15 protein-coding genes are annotated in these 18,900 nt (G+C 70.6%); 11 read left to right on the forward strand and 4 right to left on the reverse strand.

From position 1 onward, the window contains the following. Positions 1-9: 9 nt before the first annotated feature. Positions 10-639: an SIMPL domain-containing protein gene (locus ACXR8F_RS17010; protein WP_458802239.1), complete on the reverse strand. Its 630-nt coding sequence runs from the start codon at positions 637-639 to the stop codon at positions 10-12. Positions 640-710: 71 nt separating this feature from the next. Between ACXR8F_RS17010 and ACXR8F_RS17015 the strand changes: the two genes are divergently transcribed. The 8 genes from ACXR8F_RS17015 (at position 711) to ACXR8F_RS17050 (ending at position 10,483) form a co-directional block, all read left to right on the forward strand. Then, complete coding sequence (locus ACXR8F_RS17015; protein WP_458802241.1) at positions 711-1,073, forward strand: VanZ family protein; 363 nt, start codon at positions 711-713, stop codon at positions 1,071-1,073. A gap of 292 nt (positions 1,074-1,365) precedes the next feature. Beyond that, positions 1,366-3,660, forward strand: coding sequence for a DEAD/DEAH box helicase (locus tag ACXR8F_RS17020; protein WP_458802243.1), 2,295 nt, complete (start codon positions 1,366-1,368; stop codon positions 3,658-3,660). A gap of 29 nt (positions 3,661-3,689) precedes the next feature. Beyond that, a complete protein-coding gene (locus ACXR8F_RS17025; protein ID WP_045190283.1) occupies positions 3,690-4,250 on the forward strand; it encodes a YqgE/AlgH family protein in 561 nt (186 codons plus the stop codon). Position 4,251: 1 nt separating this feature from the next. Continuing rightward, on the forward strand, positions 4,252-5,115 hold the full coding sequence (locus tag ACXR8F_RS17030) for a glutamate racemase (RefSeq protein ID WP_458802245.1): 864 nt from the start codon (positions 4,252-4,254) through the stop codon (positions 5,113-5,115). After that, positions 5,112-5,423, forward strand: coding sequence for a DUF3039 domain-containing protein (locus ACXR8F_RS17035; RefSeq protein ID WP_045190282.1), 312 nt, complete (start codon positions 5,112-5,114; stop codon positions 5,421-5,423). Before ACXR8F_RS17030 ends, ACXR8F_RS17035 begins: the two co-directional genes overlap by 4 nt. 143 nt (positions 5,424-5,566) lie before the next feature. Next, entirely contained in the window at positions 5,567-6,529 is a 963-nt protein-coding gene (locus tag ACXR8F_RS17040) for a zinc metalloprotease (RefSeq protein WP_458802248.1), read from the forward strand. A 139-nt stretch (positions 6,530-6,668) separates the two neighbouring features. After that, positions 6,669-8,429 (forward strand): DEAD/DEAH box helicase, encoded by a 1,761-nt coding sequence (locus ACXR8F_RS17045; protein ID WP_045190280.1) that lies wholly within the window; start codon positions 6,669-6,671, stop codon positions 8,427-8,429. A gap of 170 nt (positions 8,430-8,599) precedes the next feature. Next, complete coding sequence (locus tag ACXR8F_RS17050) at positions 8,600-10,483, forward strand: bifunctional metallophosphatase/5'-nucleotidase (RefSeq protein WP_458802250.1); 1,884 nt, start codon at positions 8,600-8,602, stop codon at positions 10,481-10,483. Positions 10,484-10,624: 141 nt separating this feature from the next. Here ACXR8F_RS17050 and ACXR8F_RS17055 read toward each other — a convergent pair whose 3' ends face one another. Both ACXR8F_RS17055 and ACXR8F_RS17060 read right to left on the reverse strand, forming a co-directional pair. Beyond that, positions 10,625-11,950 (reverse strand): alpha-amylase family glycosyl hydrolase, encoded by a 1,326-nt coding sequence (locus tag ACXR8F_RS17055; protein WP_458802252.1) that lies wholly within the window; start codon positions 11,948-11,950, stop codon positions 10,625-10,627. After that, entirely contained in the window at positions 11,947-12,471 is a 525-nt protein-coding gene (locus ACXR8F_RS17060; protein WP_045190278.1) for an Lrp/AsnC family transcriptional regulator, read from the reverse strand. Before ACXR8F_RS17060 ends, ACXR8F_RS17055 begins: the two co-directional genes overlap by 4 nt. A gap of 107 nt (positions 12,472-12,578) precedes the next feature. On the opposite strand from ACXR8F_RS17060, the gene hppD reads away from it, so the two are divergent. Further along, positions 12,579-13,823: a 4-hydroxyphenylpyruvate dioxygenase gene (hppD, locus tag ACXR8F_RS17065; protein WP_045190276.1), complete on the forward strand. Its 1,245-nt coding sequence runs from the start codon at positions 12,579-12,581 to the stop codon at positions 13,821-13,823. Between the two features lie 134 nt (positions 13,824-13,957). On the opposite strand, the gene ACXR8F_RS17070 is transcribed toward hppD, so the two are convergent. After that, positions 13,958-15,784: an Ig-like domain-containing protein gene (locus ACXR8F_RS17070; protein WP_458802255.1), complete on the reverse strand. Its 1,827-nt coding sequence runs from the start codon at positions 15,782-15,784 to the stop codon at positions 13,958-13,960. Positions 15,785-16,148: 364 nt separating this feature from the next. On the opposite strand from ACXR8F_RS17070, the gene ACXR8F_RS17075 reads away from it, so the two are divergent. Beyond that, the gene (locus tag ACXR8F_RS17075) at positions 16,149-16,967 is read left to right on the forward strand and encodes an RDD family protein (RefSeq protein ID WP_458802257.1); all 819 of its coding nucleotides are present in this window, start codon (positions 16,149-16,151) and stop codon (positions 16,965-16,967) included. A 160-nt stretch (positions 16,968-17,127) separates the two neighbouring features. Further along, positions 17,128-18,699 (forward strand): DHA2 family efflux MFS transporter permease subunit, encoded by a 1,572-nt coding sequence (locus tag ACXR8F_RS17080; RefSeq protein WP_045190270.1) that lies wholly within the window; start codon positions 17,128-17,130, stop codon positions 18,697-18,699. Positions 18,700-18,900 lie beyond the last annotated feature (201 nt).

The following is an 18,900-nucleotide window of genomic DNA, read 5'->3' on the forward strand; positions in this document are numbered from 1 at the left end:
GCAGCAGGCTCAGACGAGCTCCCAGGTCACGGTGACGCTCGCCACGAGCTCGAGGTCGCCGCCCTCGACCGGCATGCCGCCGTCGGAGGCGGCCGCGACGGCCATGAACTTCGCCTCGCGCCTGCCGACTGGCATCGCTCCGCCCTCGGCCACCCCGAGCACCGCGCCCAGCTCGGCACCCGCCAGGCCGGCATACTGCTGTGCCTTGTCGCGCGCGTCCGCGAAGGCGCCGTCACGCGCCTTGCGGAGCCCGCCGGAGCGGTCGGACACGTCGAGGCGCACGGAGTCGACGAGCAGCGCGTTGCCGACGGCCGCGGCGGCGGCCTCGAGGATCTCGCCGACCGCCTCGAGGCGACGCACGGTGACCGCGAGCCGCTGCTGGGCCGTGAAGCCGACGGCCGTGCCGGTGTTGTCCCAGCGCTGGTTGACCCCCGCGTCGAGCGTGCGGATGTCGGCGTCGGCGACCCCGCGGTCGCGCACGACGGCGCCGACCTTGCGGATGCCCTCGGTGGCCCCTGCGAGCGCCGCGGCGACGTCGTCGGCGTCGTGACCCACCCGCAGGTCGAGCCGAACGACATCGGGGGAGACCGAGGCGCGCCCGCTGCCGTTGACGGTCACCGTGCGCTTGAGCTTGCCCATTCGTGTCCTCTCGTCGGCCGGCCCGGGGCGGCACGTGGCCCCTCGTCGCAACCTACCTAGACTCCGTGACCATGACGACCCCTCCGTCCTCCCGGCGCTCCCGCGTGCTCGTCGCGCTCGCCGTGGCAGCCGTCGTCGTCCAGCTCGCGGTCCTCTACTGGCCCGTCGTGACGATCGAGGGGCCGGTCAGCTGGACCGACAAGGTGGTCCACCTGCTCGTCTTCGCCGTGCCCACGTATGCCGTCGGGCGCGCCCTCGGGTCGGTGCGGGCCGCGGTCGTCGCCTTCGCGCTGCACGCCCCGGTCAGCGAGCTGGTGCAGCACTTCCTGCTGCCCGGCCGCTCCGGTGACGTGTGGGACGCGGTGGTCGACCTCGTGGGGGTCGGCCTCGGCGCCGCGGTGCTCGTGGTCGGGACGCGTCTGCGTCGCTGGTAGACTGGACGGCATCCGACTCCGAGGTCTCCTCGGATCACGACGGAAGAGATGGCGCCGGGGATGCCCGGCGGGCAGGCTCGTCCGACGAGGTGACACCCCTTCCGGAAGATCGCGCAGACGGCGCGGCCCGGCACCGACGCGGAGCGGATCCGAACACCGGACGGCACAGATGCCGGGGACCGGTACACATGGGGCGCAGACAGTTCTGCGCCTGAGGCTCGTCTGCATGGTCGTGGTGTGACTCACGGCTCGAGGCGAAGTCTGCATCGAGTCGAAGAGAGTTGAATACGCAATGCCCAAGCACACCCCCTCCGGCGCGCCCAAGAAGGCCCGCTGGTCCACCGAGAAGAAGGCCGCCGCGGCCAAGAAGCCGCACCGCGGTCAGGCCGGCAAGGGCGGACCCAAGTCCGGTTCCTTCTCCGGTCCCAAGAGCTCCCGCCCGGCCTCGTCGAGCAGCTCGCACGTCGGTGGCCGCGAGTGGCGCGCCCCCCGCGACGAGCACCGCTCGTACGACCGCCGCGACGACCGCGGTGACCGCGGTTTCCAGCGTCGCGATGACCGCGGTGACCGTGGCTTCCAGCGCCGCGACGACCGTCCGTCGTTCGACCGCCGCGACGACCGCGGTGACCGCGGCTTCCAGCGCCGCGACGACCGTCCGTCGTTCGACCGCCGCGACGACCGCGGTGACCGTGGCTTCCAGCGCCGCGACGACCGCGGTGACCGCGGCTTCCAGCGCCGTGACGACCGCGGTGACCGTGGCTTCCAGCGCCGCGACGACCGTCCGTCATTCGACCGCCGCGACGACCGCGGTGACCGCGGCTTCCAGCGCCGCGACGACCGTCCGTCATTCGACCGCCGTGACGACCGCGGTGACCGCGGCTTCCAGCGCCGCGACGACCGCGGTGACCGCGGCTTCCAGCGTCGTGACGACCGTCCGTCGTTCGACCGTCCTCGCGCCGAGCGTGACGACCGTGGCGGCGAGCGTCGCTCCTTCGACCGGCCGAAGTTCGACCGTCCGAAGTTCGACCGCGACAGCCGGGGCGACCGCCGGTCGTTCGACCGCCCGAGGTTCGACCGTGACGCCGAGCGCGCGCCGGTGAGCTTCGAGGACGCCGAGGCCGAGCGCATGGACGCCGACAACTGGACCAAGGCCACCCGCGCCGACATCTCCGACGGCCCCGTCGACGTCGCGGCCGACAACGGCTTCGCCGCCCTCGGCCTGCCCGAGCGCGTCGTCGAGCGCCTCGCCCGCGAGGGCATCACCGCGCCGTTCCCGATCCAGGCGGCCACGATCCCCGACGCGCTCGCCGGCAAGGACGTCCTCGGCCGTGGCCAGACCGGCTCCGGCAAGACGCTCGCCTTCGGACTCCCCGTCATCGCGCGCCTGCTCGAGGCCCAGGCCCCGCGCAACCCGCGCCGGCCGCACGCCCTGATCCTCACGCCGACCCGCGAGCTCGCGATGCAGATCTCCGACGCGCTCGAGCCGCTCGTGCACGTCGTCGGCCTGCGCCACAAGCTCGTCGCCGGTGGTCTCAGCTACACGACGCAGATCAACGCCCTCAACAAGGGCGTCGACATCCTCATCGCCACGCCCGGCCGTCTCAACGACCTGCTCGAGCGTGGGGCCGTCGAGATGGACGACATCGCGATCACGGTGCTCGACGAGGCCGACCACATGGCCGAGATGGGCTTCATGGCCGAGATCACGACGACGCTCGACAAGATCCCGTCCGACGGGCAGCGACTGCTGTTCTCGGCGACGCTCGACCGCGGCATCGACGACCTCGTCGCGAAGTACCTGAACGAGCCGGTGGTCCACTCGACCGACGACGCCACCGCCTCGGTCGAGACGATGGAGCACCACGTGCTCCTCATCGACCCGCAGCACAAGAAGGTCATCACGGCCGAGGTCGCCAACCGCGAGGGCCGCACCGTCGTCTTCTGCCGCACCAAGCTCGGCGCCGACCGCATCGCGCTGCAGCTGCGCGAGCAGGGCGTCATGGCCGCCGCGCTGCACGGCGGGCTCAACCAGGGCCAGCGCAACCGCGTCCTCGGCGCGTTCCGTGACGGCACCCTTCCGGTGCTCGTCGCGACCGACGTCGCCGCCCGCGGCATCCACGTCGACGACGTCTCGGTCGTGCTGCAGGTCGACCCGCCGGCCGACCACAAGGACTACCTGCACCGCTCGGGCCGCACCGCTCGCGCCGGCGACAAGGGCACCGTCGTGACCCTCGCCCTGCCGCACCAGCGCAAGACGATGGAGCGCCAGCTCAAGGAGGCCGGGCTCGAGATCGCGCCCGTCCGGGCCACGCCCGGCGACGCGATCATCGCCGCCACCGGTGCCACGACCCCGAGTGGTGTCGCCATCGCCGAGGACGAGTTCCAGCGCCTCATCTCCGGCCCGAAGCAGCACCGGCGTGGTCCGGCCGGCGCCCGCGGTCCGCGGCAGGGCTCGCGCGGCGGCTTCCGCCCGCACCACGGTGGCGCTCGTGACGACCGTCGTGGCCGCCGGGGCGACCGCGGCGACGGTCTCGTCTCCCGCTGGGGCGACGACGAGCGCGGCGGTCGACGGGGCGCTCGCTTCTGAGTGGTCGCCGGTGTGGAAGGCTGTGCTCCGTGAGCTCGACGTTCCACACCGGCCGCCTGCTCGTGGCGACACCGTCCGTCGAGGGTGACGTCTTCCACCGGTCCGTCATCCTCATGCTGCACCACGACGACGGCGGGGCCCAGGGCGTCGTGCTCAACAAGCCGCTGTCGGCCGAGGTCGACTCGGTGCTGCCGGGCTGGCAGCGCGTCGTCACCGCGCCGCACGTGCTCTTCCAGGGCGGCCCCGTGTCGACGTCGTCGGCCCTGGGGCTCGTCACGGTCCCGGGGGACGAGCCCGAGCCGCTCGGCGTGAAGCGCCTCTTCGGCTCCATCGGGCTCGTCGACCTCGACGTGCCGACCCCGGTCGTCGAGGCCGAGCTCGCCGGCCTGCGGATCTTCGCCGGCTACTCCGGCTGGGAGTCCGGCCAGCTCGAGAACGAGATCGCACGCGGCGACTGGTACGTCGTCGACGCCGAGGTGCGAGACGCGTTCACGTCCCAGCCCGGCAGCCTCTGGCGCGACGTGCTGAGGCGCCAGCGTGACAGCCTCGCCTACGTGGCGAGCTTCCCCGACGACCCGTCGATGAACTGACGTGGACGTCGTCACCGGCACGGTGCCGCCCGCAGAGCCGCGACCCGGGCCCCGCGCGTCGACCAGGCGAGTTGCCTTCGTCGACAGCGGGCTCGGGCTCCTGGGGTACGCCGACGCGCTGCACTCGCTTCGCCCTGACCTCGGGCTCGTGCTCTCGCTCGACCCCGACAACATGCCCTACGGCCCGCGCACGCCCGATGACGTGCAGCGGCTCATCCTCGCGTCTGCGCGGGCGACCCTGCCGTACGCCCCCGACGCGATCGTCGTCGCCTGCAACACGGCCTCGGTGCACGGTCTCGACGCCCTGCGCGCCGAGCTCGAGCCGGACGTCCCGGTCATCGGCACCGTTCCTGCCATCCGGCCGGCGGCGGCAGCCGGGGGACCCGTCGCGGTCTGGGCCACGGCCGCCACGACGGCGAGCGACTACCTGCGCGGGCTCATCGACGCGTTCGCCGCCGACGTCGAGACGTATGCCGTGGCGGCGCTGGGCCTGGCCGAGGCCATCGAGGGCGGCGACCCGCGGCTGGTCGACGAGTGCATCGCGTATGCCGCCTCGCAGACACCCGCCGGAGTGCGTTCCCTCGTGTTGGGCTGCACGCACTACGGGCTCGTCGTCGACCGCATCGTCGCCGCCCTCGGCGAGGGTGTCGTCGTGCACGACTCGCCGGTGGCCGTCGCCCGCCAGACCCTCCGCCGCATCGGCCTCGAGCCCGACCGCGACACGGCAGATCCGGGGGGCGGAGGGGGTGTCGAGGCCGTGCTGCTGAGCGGCCGACCCGGTCCCGCGCCGTCGTCGTGGCGGGTCTACCCGGCGGGGGAGCGACTCCTGGGGAGCGCGGCAGGGCGGCATACACTCTCGTCATGAGCACGATGCCTCCCGACCCCTTCGAGCCGGAGCCGCTGCGCGGCACGAGCACGGCGACGATCGAGCGCGAGGAGGTCCGTGAGGAGCTCCAGGAGCCCGGCGACCACGAGCGCTTCTCGCACTACGTGCGCAAGGAGAAGATCCTCGAGAGCGCCCTGTCGGGAGAGCCGGTCGTCGCGCTCTGCGGCAAGATCTGGGTGCCGAACCGCGACCCGCAGAAGTTCCCCGTCTGCCCCGTCTGCAAGGAGATCTACGACGGCCTGCGCGACCCGCAGGACGGCGGCGACGGAGACGGCGGCGACGCCTGACCCGACCGCCGCAGGGGACGGGTCGCTGGGCGATTCCTTACGGCTTCTTTACGTTCGGTGGCTCCGCGGCAGACGTTCGCGTACCTATCGTCGCTGGGGTCGGCACCCGATCGGGAGCCGTGTCGGACGAGAAAGGTCTCCCCATGAAGCTTCGCTCCCTGGTCCTTGCGGCACCCCTCGCGCTGGCCACCCTGTCCCTGGGTTCGCCGGCCCAGGCGGTTCCCGTGGCCGACGGCCACGCCAAGGCGGCGTGCGTCGACCCCGCGGCGGTCGGTGCTCGTGGCACGCACGGCACGGCCAAGGACCCGCACGAGCTCTCCGACGCCCAGGTGCGCGCCAACGAGGCCGCCCTGACGCAGGCCCTCGCGGCCAAGGGGCTGACCCGCGACTCCTCGGGCAAGCTCGCCAAGGCGACGGGGACGAACGGCAAGCCGGGCTCCGGTGCCGCCTTCGTCGCCGCGAACGTCAAGGTCTACTGGCACACCATCACCAACGGCTCGCAGGGAGCGGTGAGCGCCAGCAAGATCAGCAGCCAGATCAGCGTCCTCAACAACGCCTACGCGGGCACCGGGCTCAGCTTCACGCTCGCCGGCAGCGACTCCACGAGCAACGCCTCCTGGTACACCGTGACCCCCGGGTCGTCGGCCGAGCGCAGCATGAAGACGGCGCTGCGCAAGGGCACGATGGCCGACCTCAACCTCTACTCGGCCAACATCGGCCAGGGCCTGCTCGGGTGGGCGACCTTCCCGAAGAACAGCTACGACGTGATGGACGGTGTCGTCGTGCTCACCGGCTCGCTGCCCGGCGGCACCGCGACGAACTACAACCAGGGCGACACCGCCACCCACGAGGTCGGCCACTGGGCCGGGCTCTACCACACGTTCCAGGGCGGCTGTAACGGCAACGGCGACTACGTCTCCGACACCCCGGCCGAGGCGAGCCCCGCCTACCAGTGCCCGACCGGTCGCGACACCTGCACGAGCCCCGGCCTCGACCCCATCAAGAACTTCATGGACTACACGTACGACTCGTGCATGAACACGTTCACCGCCGGTCAGGTCTCGCGCATGCAGGCCCAGTGGACGGCCTACCGCGCCGGCAAGTGACCCGACGCGCAGGCTGCTGACCTGCGAAAACCTCTCTGCGGCATACGAACTCGGATGCCATACCAAACCGGTCGAGGCCCCGCCAACTTGGCGGGGCCTCGGCATGTCGCGGGGGCCGACCGGATACCGTGGGCGGCCTATGAGTTCAGGGGCCGCCTTCCACCTCCCACCCGCCTTCCCGGAGCGGGCAGCGTGGGGTACCGCCAGCAAGCTGCGTGCCTGGCAGCAGGAGGCACTCGACCTCTACCTGTCGAAGGCGCCGCGCGACTTCCTCGCGGTCGCGACCCCCGGTGCCGGCAAGACGACCTACGCGCTGCGGGTGGCGACCGAGCTGCTGAGCGCGGGCGTCGTGCACCGGGTCACGGTCGTCGCGCCCACCGAGCACCTCAAGACGCAGTGGGCCGACGCCGCCGCCCGGGTCGGCATCAGCCTCGACCCGAAGTTCAGCAACTCGATCGGCCGGCACTCCGACGACTACCACGGGGTCGCCGTCACCTACGCGCAGGTGGCCTCGCGACCCTCGCTGCACCGTGAGCTGACGACCACCCGCCCGACGCTCGTGATCCTCGACGAGGTGCACCACGGCGGCGACAGCAAGAGCTGGGGCGACGGCATACGCGAGGCCTTCGAGCCGGCCACCCGCCGCCTCAGCCTCACGGGCACGCCGTTCCGGTCCGACACGTCACCGATCCCGTTCGTCACCTACGAGCTCGACGCCGAGGGCACGCTCGTCAGCTCGAGCGACTACACCTACGGCTACGCCGAGGCCCTGCGCGACGGCGTCGTGCGTCCGGTCCTCTTCATGGCCTACGGCGGCAGCATGCGCTGGCGCACGAAGGCCGGCGACGAGCTCGAGGCTCGCCTCGGCGAGCCGATGACGAAGGACTTCGTCGCCCACGCCTGGCGCACCGCGCTCGACCCGAAGGGGGAGTGGATCCCGGCGGTGCTCGCCGCCGCCGACCGGCGCCTCGCCGAGGTGCGCCGCCACGTCGAGGACGCCGGTGGCCTCGTCATCGCCTCCAACCAGACGCAGGCGAGGGCGTATGCCGCCATCCTCCGTGAGCTGACGGGCGAGGCTCCCACGGTCGTCCTCTCCGACGACCTCGGCGCGAGCAAGCGCATCGAGGACTTCGGCGCGAGCGACGAGCGGTGGATGGTCGCCGTGCGCATGGTCTCGGAGGGCGTCGACGTGCCGCGTCTCGCCGTCGGCGTCTACGCGACGTCGACGTCGACCCCGCTCTTCTTCGCGCAGGCCGTCGGCCGCTTCGTGCGCGCCCGCAAGCGGGGCGAGACCGCCTCGGTGTTCCTCCCGTCGGTGCCGGTCGTCCTCGACCACGCCGCGCGGCTCGAGGAGCAGCGCGACCACGCGCTCGACCGCAAGCCCAACCCCGACGACGTGGGCCAGATGTGGGCCGAGGAGCAGGCCCTCATCGACGACGCGAACCGCGCCGAGAAGGCGAGCGGTGCGCTCGACGAGGGCGCCTTCGAGGCGCTCGAGTCCGACGCCCACTTCGACCACGTGCTCTTCGACAAGCAGCAGTGGGGCATGCACGCGCAGGTCGGCTCCGCCGACGAGGAGGAGTACCTCGGGCTGCCCGGGCTGCTCGAGCCCGACCAGGTGTCGGCGCTGCTGCGCGAGCGCCAGAGCCGACAGGTGAAGAAGGCCCCGCAGGGGGCCCAGGCGCCGACGCCGGTGGCCGCGCACCGGGCCCTCGCCGCGCAGCGCAAGGAGCTCAACAAGCTCGTCTCGACCTACGCCCGGCAGAAGGGCCTGCCGCATGCCAACGTGCACATGGACCTGCGGCGCGTCTGCGGGGGACCCGACCTCGCGGCGGCGACGTCCGAGCAGGTCGGCGAGCGCATCGACAAGATCCGCCTCTGGCTCGTCGGGCGCCGCTGAGCCGTTCCCGGGCCCCGTCGGCCGGTCCGCCGGTGTTCACGAATCGGTGGCATCTTGTCCGCCTTCGTCCCGGTCTGGGCGGCTAGGGTCGTGCGGGCGCCTCGGCGCGCCCCGCTGGAGACCACCGGCACCCTGACCCCGCGACCACCCTCGCGCCCCCGAAGGACGACATGAGCACCGACCCCACCCCCTGCACCCCTGCCTCCACGGCTGCCGGCCACCCGGACCGCGCCCCCGGCTTCCTCGCCTCCGCCGCCACGCGGCGCCAGCTGCTCTCGCTGGCTGCCGTCGGCGGCGTCGGGCTCGCCTCGGTGCGTGCCGCGGCACCGGCCACCGCCGCCACCGGGCCCGCCACCAACGGCGAGACCGTACGCCTGACCGTGCTCGGCACCACCGACCTGCACGGCAACGTCTTCAACTGGGACTACTTCAACAACCGCGAGTACGACGACAAGACGCACAACGACATCGGCCTCGCCAAGGCCTCCTCGGTCATCAAGATGCGCCGCGCCGACCTCGGCGCCTCGTCGTGCCTCACCCTCGACGCCGGCGACACCATCCAGGGCACGCCTCTCGCGTACTACTACGCCAAGATCGACCCGATCACGGGCGGCTCGACCCACCCCATGGCCGCCGCCATGAACGCGGTCGGCTACGACGCCGCGGCACTCGGCAACCACGAGTTCAACTACGGCATCGACACGCTGCGCGCCTTCGAGAAGCAGCTGGACTTCCCCCTCCTGTCGGCCAACACCGTCGACTGGGACACCGGCTCACCGGCCTTCAAGCCGTGGGTCATCAAGACCGTCAAGATCGCCGACCAGAAGCCGATCCGGGTCGGCATCCTCGGCCTCGTCACGCCGGGCGTCGCGATCTGGGACAAGGCGAACGTCGAGGGCCGGCTGAAGTTCCCCGGCATCGTCGAGCAGGCGCGCATCATGGTGCCGCGCCTCAAGGCCGCCGGCGCCGACGTCGTGATCGTCTCGGCCCACTCGGGCACCAACGGCCTGTCGTCGTGGGGCGACGCGCTGCCCTACGTCGAGAACGCCAGCCGGATCCTCGCCGAGGAGGTGCCGGGCATCGACGCGATCCTCGTCGGGCACTCGCACGTCGAGGTCGTCGACAAGGTCACCAACAAGCAGACCGGCAAGAAGGTGCTGCTCTGCGAGCCGCTCTACTGGGGCATGCGCGTCGCCGAGATGACCCTCAGCCTGCAGAAGGTGCGCGGTCAGTGGCAGGTGGTCGACAGCGCCGGGCAGCTGTGGAACGCCAACGCCGTGCCCGAGGACCCCGCGGTCACCGGTGCCGTGCGGGCTGCGCACGAGAAGGTCCTCGGCTACGTCAACGGCGTCATCGGCACGTGCACCGAGGCGATGTCCGCGGCGACCTCCCGCTATGAGGACACCGCCGCCATCGACTTCATCAACTACGTCCAGGCGGGTGCCGTCAAGGCGGCCCTGGCGGGCACGCCCGAGGCCGACCTGCCGGTGCTGTCGATCGCCGCGCCGTTCAACGCCCTCGCCGCGATCCCCGCGGGTGACGTGACCATCCGCGACGTCGCAGGCCTCTACATCTACGACAACACCCTGCTCGGCATCGTGCTGACCGGCGCCCAGGTCAAGGACTACCTCGAGAAGAGCGCCGGCTACTTCAAGCAGGTCTCGGGCACCGGACCGTTCACGGCCGACCAGGTGACCCGCGCGAACAACACGCCCGACTACAACTACGACATCATGGGCGGGCTCGACGCCGACCTCACCTACGACATCGACATCGCCAAGGCGGCGGGGTCACGCATCGCGAACCTCGCGTACGCCGGCGCCCCCGTCCTGCCGGACGCGCGGTTCGTCATCGCGATCAACAACTACCGCCAGTCCGGTGGTGGTGGCTTCCCGCACGTGACGACGGCTCCCGTCGTCTACAACCGCCAGATCGAGATCCGGCAGCTGCTCATCGACTGGGCGACGGCGCACAAGGTCATCGACCCGAAGACGTTCTCCAGCATCGACTGGAAGCTCGTCAGCAACGGCAGCCCGGTGACCGTCACCGGCTGAGGCCACGGGGACAGAGGGCGTACCCGCCGGGACAGGGGAGCACCGACGGGTACGCACCTCCATCCTCGCGGATCGACCCCTCCCGCGTCAGCGGTTTCGGCGCGTTTCGGCCCAGAATTCGCGCGGGTCGGTCGGGCGGACTCAGGCGCCGACGAGCACCTGGTAGCCCCAGGCCGGGAGCGTGTACGACTGCCCCACGGCGAGCTCGAGGGTCTCGCCGGTGAAGGCGTCACGCCACGACCCGGTCTGGGGGCCGTCACCGAGCACCACCGTCTGCTCCTCCCCGCTGAAGTTGAACGCGCCGAGGACACGGTCGTCGCCCACGGCCCGGACGAAGCTGAGCACCGCTGCCTCGGCCGAGTTCGGCACCCGCACCATCCGCCCACCGGCGGCGCCGTTCCACAGGGCCGGGTGCTGCTTCTTCAGTGCGAAGAGCCGGCGGTAGAGCTCTCCCTGCTCGTCCTCGCGCCACTCGATCTCGTCCTTGTCGAAGAAGACCAGCCTCCTGTCGCTGCCGGCCTCCTGGCCGTTGTAGACGAGCGGCATGCCCTCGCTGACGACGGACAGCACGATCGCGGGCTCGAGCGCGTCGCCGAACTGCTCGTACTCCGTGCCCTCCCACGCGTTCTTGTCGTGGTTGCTGACGAAGAGCATGCGGTAGGCGTCGCGCTGGTAGAAGCGGTCGTTCCACGCGTAGTACACCTTGAGCGCCTCGACGTCGGCCTTGCCGTGCGCGATCTTGTGAAGGGTGTCGTTCCAGCTCCACGCGTACGTCATGTCGAAGGCGCGCACGTGCAGGTCGCGCGACTCCCACTCGGCGAGCATGAAGACCGGCTTGATCGCGTCGAGCTCGCGACGCACGTTGTCCCAGAAGTCGACGGGCACGAATCCAGCCACGTCGCAACGGAACCCGTCGACGTCGACCTCGCGCACCCAGTACGCCATCGCCTCGGTCATGTAGCGACGCAGGTCCTCGTTGCCGTAGTCGAGGTCGATGATGTCGTCCCAGTCCCACCACGGGGTGGGACGGAAGTCGCCCTTCCAGTCACGGGCGTACCAGTCGGGGTGCTCGGTGACGAGCGGGTTGTCCCACGCGGTGTGGTTGGCGACCCAGTCGAGGATGACGTGCAGCCCGAGGTCGTGCGCGGTCGCGACGAAGTGGCGCAGGTCCTCGAGCGTGCCGAACTCCGGGTTGACCGCGAGGTAGTCCTTGACGGCGTACGGGCTGCCGAGCACTCCCTTGCGGTTCTGCTCGCCGATCGGGTGCACCGGCATCAGCCAGACGATGTCGATGCCCAGGTCACGCAGTCGTGGCAGGTGGGCCTCCGCGGCCCGGAAGGTGCCCTCGGGCGTGAAGTGACGCTGGTTGATCTGGTAGATCGTCGCACTCCTGGCCCACTCGGGGTGGGTCAGCTCGACGTCGGCTCTCGGGGCGTAGGGGTTGGCGCTCACGGTTTCGGCGGTCACGGGTGCGGCTCTCCTTGGGCGAGGTCGAGCAGGTGCTCGACGAGGGGGACGGTGCGGTGGTCGAGTCGGGTGGCGAGCGAGATGACGGTCGAGGCGCGGGTGACGTGCGCGTCGTCGACGACCTGGTCGATGACGCGCTGCAGGTCCGCGTTGTCGCGCCCGACGATGCGGATGAGCACGTCTCCCGAGCCGGTGATGGTGTGCGCCTCGAGCACCTCCGGGATCGCGGCGAGGTGCTCGACGACGGGGGAGTGGCCGCCGCGGCCCTGACGGATCTCGAGGGTGCAGAACGCGGTCACGGGGTAGCCGAGCGCCGCCGGGTCGACGTCGGGGGCCATGGAGCGCAGCACGCCGGTGCGCTGGAGGCGGTCGATGCGGGCCTGGACGGTGCCACGGGCCACGCCCAGCCGGCGTGACGCGCCGAGCACGCCGACGCCCGGCTCGTTGAGCAGGAGCAGCAGGATGCGGCAGTCGAGGGCGTCGACGGCGGTGCGAGCACCCAGCCCAGCGGTCGCGGTCATGAGCAAAGTGTCCAGCACAAGCCGGCATACGGGCAACACTTTGTGCACTGTGTCCAGACGTCACGGGTTCTGTTGCACAGTGGGTGGGTCTGGTCCACCCTCGCTCCATGACTGACACGATGCCGTCTCAGGCCGCCGACCTCACCGACGACCGTACCCAGCAGGAGCGCGAGGCCGACCTCGACCTCGAGCAGCTCAAGCAGCTCGTGGGCCTCGTCGAGTACGACGAGAACACCGACGTCTTCCCCGTCACCGGATGGGACGCGATCGTGTTCGTCGCGGGCAACGCCACCCAGAGCGCGCACTACTACCAGAGCGCGTGGGGCATGGACCTCGTCGCCTACTCCGGTCCCGAGAACGGCAACCGCGACCACAAGGCCTTCGTCCTGCGCAGCGGCTCCATCCGCTTCGTCGTCAAGGGCGCGGTCGACCCCGACAGCCCGCTCGCCGACCACCACCGCCGCCACGGAGACGGCGTTGTCGACATCGCCCTCGAGGTGCCCGATGTCGACAAGTGCGTCGCCCAGGCCCGCAGCGCCGGCGCGACGGTGCTCGAGGAGCCCACGAACCACACCGACGAGCACGGCACCGTGCGCACCGCCGCCATCGCCACCTATGGCGAGACGCGCCACACGCTCGTGCAGCGCACGGTCGACGGCAAGACGTATGCCGGCCCGTACCTTCCCGGCTACGTGCCGGCGAGCTCCACCCACGTCAAGCGCGAGGGCCAGCCCAAGCGGCTCTTCCAGGCGCTCGACCACATCGTCGGCAACGTCGAGCTCGGCCACATGGACGAGTGGGTCTCCTTCTACAACCGCGTCATGGGCTTCGTGAACATGGCCGAGTTCATCGGCGACGACATCGCGACCGACTACTCCGCCCTCATGAGCAAGGTCGTGGCCAACGGCAACCACCGCGTGAAGTTCCCGCTCAACGAGCCGGCCATCGCGAAGAAGAAGAGCCAGATCGACGAGTACCTCGAGTTCTACCGCGGTGCCGGCGCCCAGCACCTCGCCGTGGCGACCAACGACATCCTGGCCTCGGTCGACGCCCTGCGCGACAACGGGGTCGAGTTCCTCGAGACCCCCGACAGCTACTACGAGGACCCCGAGCTGCGCGCCCGCATCGGCAACGTCCGGGTGCCGATCGAGGAGCTGCAGAAGCGCAAGATCCTCGTCGACCGTGACGAGGACGGCTACCTGCTCCAGATCTTCACCAAGCCGCTCGGCGACCGGCCGACGGTGTTCTTCGAGCTCATCGAGCGGCACGGCTCGCTCGGCTTCGGCAAGGGCAACTTCAAGGCGCTCTTCGAGGCGATCGAGCGCGAGCAGGACAAGCGCGGCAACCTCTGAGACCTGCCGCAGGCGCACCGCCCACTACCGGGGAGGACTCCGCCCCCACGTCCGTCGACGGACGTGGGGGCGGATCCTTCTTCCCGGTCCCACGCGAGGGGGGGGCGACCGCGGTCCCGGTCAGGTCGTGGGCATCACGCCCGTGTCGTGAAGGACCACGACGTTGCCGTGAGGGCGTTGCCGGCACGGTCCTTGATGCCCGCGGTGAGCCGCAGCGTGTAGCGAGTACGCGGCGCGAGCGTGACGCTGGGGTTGAGCGTGGCCCGGCGGGTCGTCGCGTTGTAGGTGACGACGGCACGCACGACAGCACCGCTCGGTGAGCGCAGGCTGACGGTGGTCCCGTTGACCCCGGTGATCGCCTCGTTGAAGCCCGCCGTGACGTTGCTCAGCCGGCTCACGCCGACCGCGCCCGCTGCCGGACTGCGGAAGTTGACCACCGGAGCCGGGCCGGTGACGAACGCCCACGCGGTCGGGGTGAGCCCGACTCCGAAGTCGGCGCTCTTGACCGCCGAGGTGAGGCTGGCCGTGTAACGGGTGTCCGCGGCGAGCGTGGCGGTCGGGTTGAGGGTTGCCACCCGGGTCGTCGCGTTGTACGTGACCGCCGCCGGGACGACCGTCCCGTTCGGCGCCTTCAGCAGGAACGAGGTCCTGTTGACGGTCGTCGCGTTCACAGCGCGGCTCATCGTGGCCGTGATGTTGGCAGTCTGGCCGATCCGCGTCTGGTTCACCAGCGGCGTCCGGGCGGTCACCGTCGGCGTCACACCGACGGCGAAGGCAGCGGTGGCGTTCGGTGCGGCGTTGCCGGCCCGGTCCTTCACGCCCAGGGTGAAGGTGTAGCGACCGTCAGCGAGCGGCCCGAACGTCTTGCCAGACACGCAGGCGGCGGCTGCCGCGCCCGGCGTGAGACCGCAGGTGAAGGCGGCGCCCGCCTCACCCGTGAAGGTGAACAGCGGGGAGCGCACCGAGCTTGCCGCAGCGGGCTTCCCCGTGATCACACCGGCGGCAGGTGCGACGGTGTCGATCACGATGGGCAGGGACCCAACGCCCATGGTCTCAGGTGCCGCACCGGAAACCTCGCCGGCGGTGACCGTGTGGGGTCCGTCAGCAAGCGGACTTGTCAGGGTGACGGACCAGGTGCCATTCGCCGCCGGCGTTGCTGATCCTGCTGGGTTGCCGTCGACGTAGAGGTTGACGGTGTCGGCCGTTGCGAGCCCGCGGACGCCCGCGAAGGTCGGCATCGGGTTGCTGGTCACGTTGTCGGTGCTCGAGGATCCGGTGTCGGTCCCCGGCTGCATGTCAGGTGTGCTGGGTCCGCGGTCCGCAGGGGCGGTGCACGGCGCTGCTGGCCCCCCGATCTCGCCGAACTCGAAGATGGTGACCTCTGTCCCGGCGAGAGGATTGGACCCGAGCCAAAGGCCCCGACTCTGTCCCCGTAGTGCCTTGGTCAGGTCACTCACGCCGTCCGGGCCAACCACATCGAGACCTGAGAAGGTTGCTGTCCAGGTCGTCAGCCCCGCGCCGTCGTACACCAAGGTGTTCGAGGCGCCGTCGGCTCGCTTGTCCCTTCTGCCATCAGCGAAGCGCTGTGTGCCATTGATGATCCGAGCCTCCAACTGGTCAACCGGGATCTGTCCTCCGCCGGCCGAAACCGCGGTGCCTTTGATCTGCACCGTGCCAGGGGCGGTCTGCGTTGCAGGCTGAGTCACCGTCACGCCCGCGGTTGTGGTCTGGTCCACGGTTCCCGAGGAGTCGGTCAGGCGCACCACGTCACCGGCTCGGATGTCGGGCGTGACGGTCTCCCAACAACCTCCGCCGGGGTGGTTGACTTCGACGAGTCCATCGAAGAGGGCCGTGGTCGTCGAGGTGCCAACGACGAAGCCGCTGCGAAGGACCTCGACTTTTACGGCTTCGTCGGGCTTGTACCCCTCAGCGGACACGAAGTCTCGGACGGGGAAGGACACGATGATGTGTGGAAAGACTGGTGGCTCGTTGAGGGCGGCAGCGAACGAAGGCCAGGCTGAGCCAAGGCCTGCGGCCATCACCACCGTCCCGGTCACTGCTGTCAAGAATCGAGTGCGTTGCCGTCGCGACATTGGCCATCCTCCTGTGTCGATGCGGCGGCCGGGTGGAGCCACGGCCCCGGCTCGTCCCCCCGACGGCGACGAGTCCACCGCACGCTCATGGTGTCGAGGCGTCCTTGAGGAAACCTTGTGTTGAGATTGCGTGATATCGGCCGATAGGCGTGATTCGCCGGGCAAGCCGGGCAGGTCGTGGTCCTGGGGGTCGCTGCCGGGCGGGCGACCGCCGCCGTGGCAGAGTTGGGTCATGAGCCAGCAGCCCTCCGGGTGGTACGACGACCCGAGCCAACCCGACATGCTCCGTTACTGGGACGGCGTGTCGTGGACGAACCACACGGCGCCCAAGAAGTCGCCGACGGCGTCGAAGAGCACCATCGGCCTCCCGCAGCAGTCGCGGGGTGACCAGTCGTCGACCGACCGCACGGGAGCCGCGGCGCCCACGCCGACCACGCCGATGCCGCAGGGCAGCGGTTGGCAGGGCCAGTCGCAGACGCCGCAGCAGTCCTACCAGCAGGCACCGGCCAACGCGCAGTGGATGTACAACGTCCGCACCACCGCCGACGGCATCCCGCTCGCGTCGTGGGGCAAGCGTCTCGGGGCCTGGCTCATCGACGGCATCATCCTCTTCGTCGTCGGTGGTGCGCTCTCCTGGGCGGCCACCCCGCGCATGGGCCAGCTGTTCTCCGAGATGGTGACGGCAGCCGAGGTCAACGACCGGGCGCGCCTGACGGCGATCCAGGGCGAGCTCACCGGGCCCGCCCTCCAGTTCTCCTTCATCCTGTGGCTCATCACGACGGCCTACTGCCTCATCTTCTGGACCACCACGGCGCAGACGCCCGGCAAGATGGTCGTCGGCATCAGCGTGCGTCGCGCCGCAGAACCCGGGCCCCTGCCGCTCGGCACCGCGGTGGTGCGCCGCCTCGTGCCGCTGGCCGGGCAGTTCATTCCATTCCTCTCGCTGCTCGACGGGCTGTGGCCGCTGTGGGACGACAAGCGGCAGGCCCTGCACGACAAGGTCGCCCGCACCCAGGTCGTTGAGGGCAAGCAGCCCCGCAAGCAGGGCTGAGCCCGGTCGACGCGTACGCCCCTCCCGGATGGCGGGTAGGGCGTAAGTGGGTTGCGCCGCTGTCGGGGGTGCGCGGCACAATCGAGGGTGCGCGGCCACCACCGTTGCCACGGCGTCGTCGTCGCCGTTCCTCACCTCTGAAGACCATCGGAGCCCACCTGTGTCTGCACCAACCGCACCACCCGCCGGTCCGGCATACCCCGACAAGATCGACGCGGCCGTCCTCAAGGTCGCCGGGGTCGTCGTCCTCGGCGCGATCATGTCGATCCTCGACATCACGGTCGTCAACATCGCACTGACCAAGTTCCAGACGGTCTTCGCGCAGCCGGGCGGCCAGCCGCTCCTCTACTCCACCGTCGCGTGGACGGTCACCGCCTACACGCTGGCCCTGGCCACCGTCATCCCGCTCACCGGGTGGGCGGCCGACCGGTTCGGCACCAAGCGCCTCTACATGCTCGCGGTCGTGCTCTTCACGGCCGGCTCGGCCCTGTGCGCGACGGCCGGCTCCATCGAGATGCTCATCGGCTTCCGGGTGCTGCAGGGCCTCGGTGGCGGCATGCTCATGCCGCTCGGCATGACGATCATGACCCGCGCCGCGGGTCCCGACCGCATGGGCAGGCTCATGGCCGTGCTCGGCATCCCGATGCTTCTGGGCCCGATCTTCGGCCCGATCCTGGGCGGCTGGCTCATCGACAACTACTCCTGGCACTGGATCTTCCTGATCAACGTGCCGATCGGCATCATCGCCGTCGCGTATGCCGCGTGGGCACTGCCGGCAGACAACCCCGAGCCGTCCGAGTCCTTCGACGTCATCGGCATGCTCCTCATGTCGCCGGGCCTGGCGCTCTTCCTCTACGGCGTCAGCTCGATCCCGGGCGAGCGCACCGTCTCGTCCGCCAAGGTGCTCGTCCCGGGCCTGGTGGGCCTCGCGATGATCGTCGTCTTCGTGCTCTACAGCTTCCGGCCCAGGCACCCGCTGCTCGACCTGCGGCTCTTCAGAAACCGCCGGCTCACCGTCGCGACGATCACCATGTTCCTCTTCGGTGCGGCCTTCTTCGGCGGGCTGCTGCTCGTGCCCCAGTACCTCCAGCAGGTGCGCGCCGAGACGCCGCTCCACTCCGCGTACCTCATGGTCCCGCAGGGCATCGGCGCGATGCTGACGATGCCGGTCGCCGGGGCGCTCGCCGACCGCTTCCCCGTCGGGCGCATCGTCCCGTTCGGTCTCGTCGCCATCGTCGCGGGCATGTTCGCGCTGACGCAGGTCGGCCCCGACACGTCCTACTGGGGCTACATCATCCCGGTGCTCTTCGTGATGGGTCTCGGCATGGGCGGCACGATGATGCCGATCATGACCTCGGCGCTCAAGACGCTGACCCACCACCAGGTCGCGCGCGGCTCGACGCTGCTCAACATCACCCAGCAGATCGCGAGCTCGATCGGCGTGGCCGTCATCTCGGTCGTCTTCACCAACTACCTCAACAGCTCGCCGAGAGCCGGGGCCGTGCTCGGTGCCCAGTTCGACCCCTCGGTCAAGGACCGACTCGGCCCGCAGGGGATGGCCCAGGCCGTCAGCGACCTCGCCGACGTCTACGGTCGCACCTTCCTCATCGCGGCGATCCTCTGCGCGGCGACCCTCGTCGCAGCGTGGTTCCTACCGCGGCGGCACGAGGAGTCGCACCTTCTCGACGACGAGTCCGACCCGGCCGCAGCACCTCCCGTCGTCCTGCACTGACGCCGGCCGGCGCCGCACCCGAGTGCCCACTTCCCCTGGCGGGAAGTGGGCACTCGACCTCTTCAACCAGACGCACCCGTGGGCGGTCTCAACCCGTCTGCGCAACGTTGAGTAGTTCGTTGAGCCTAACGGCCGGGGTGTGGAATCCGAGGGTGGCTCGGGGGCGGGTGTTGAGCAGCTGCTCGACGCGGGTGATCTCCG

Source organism: Terrabacter sp. AAH1 (assembly GCF_054456855.1).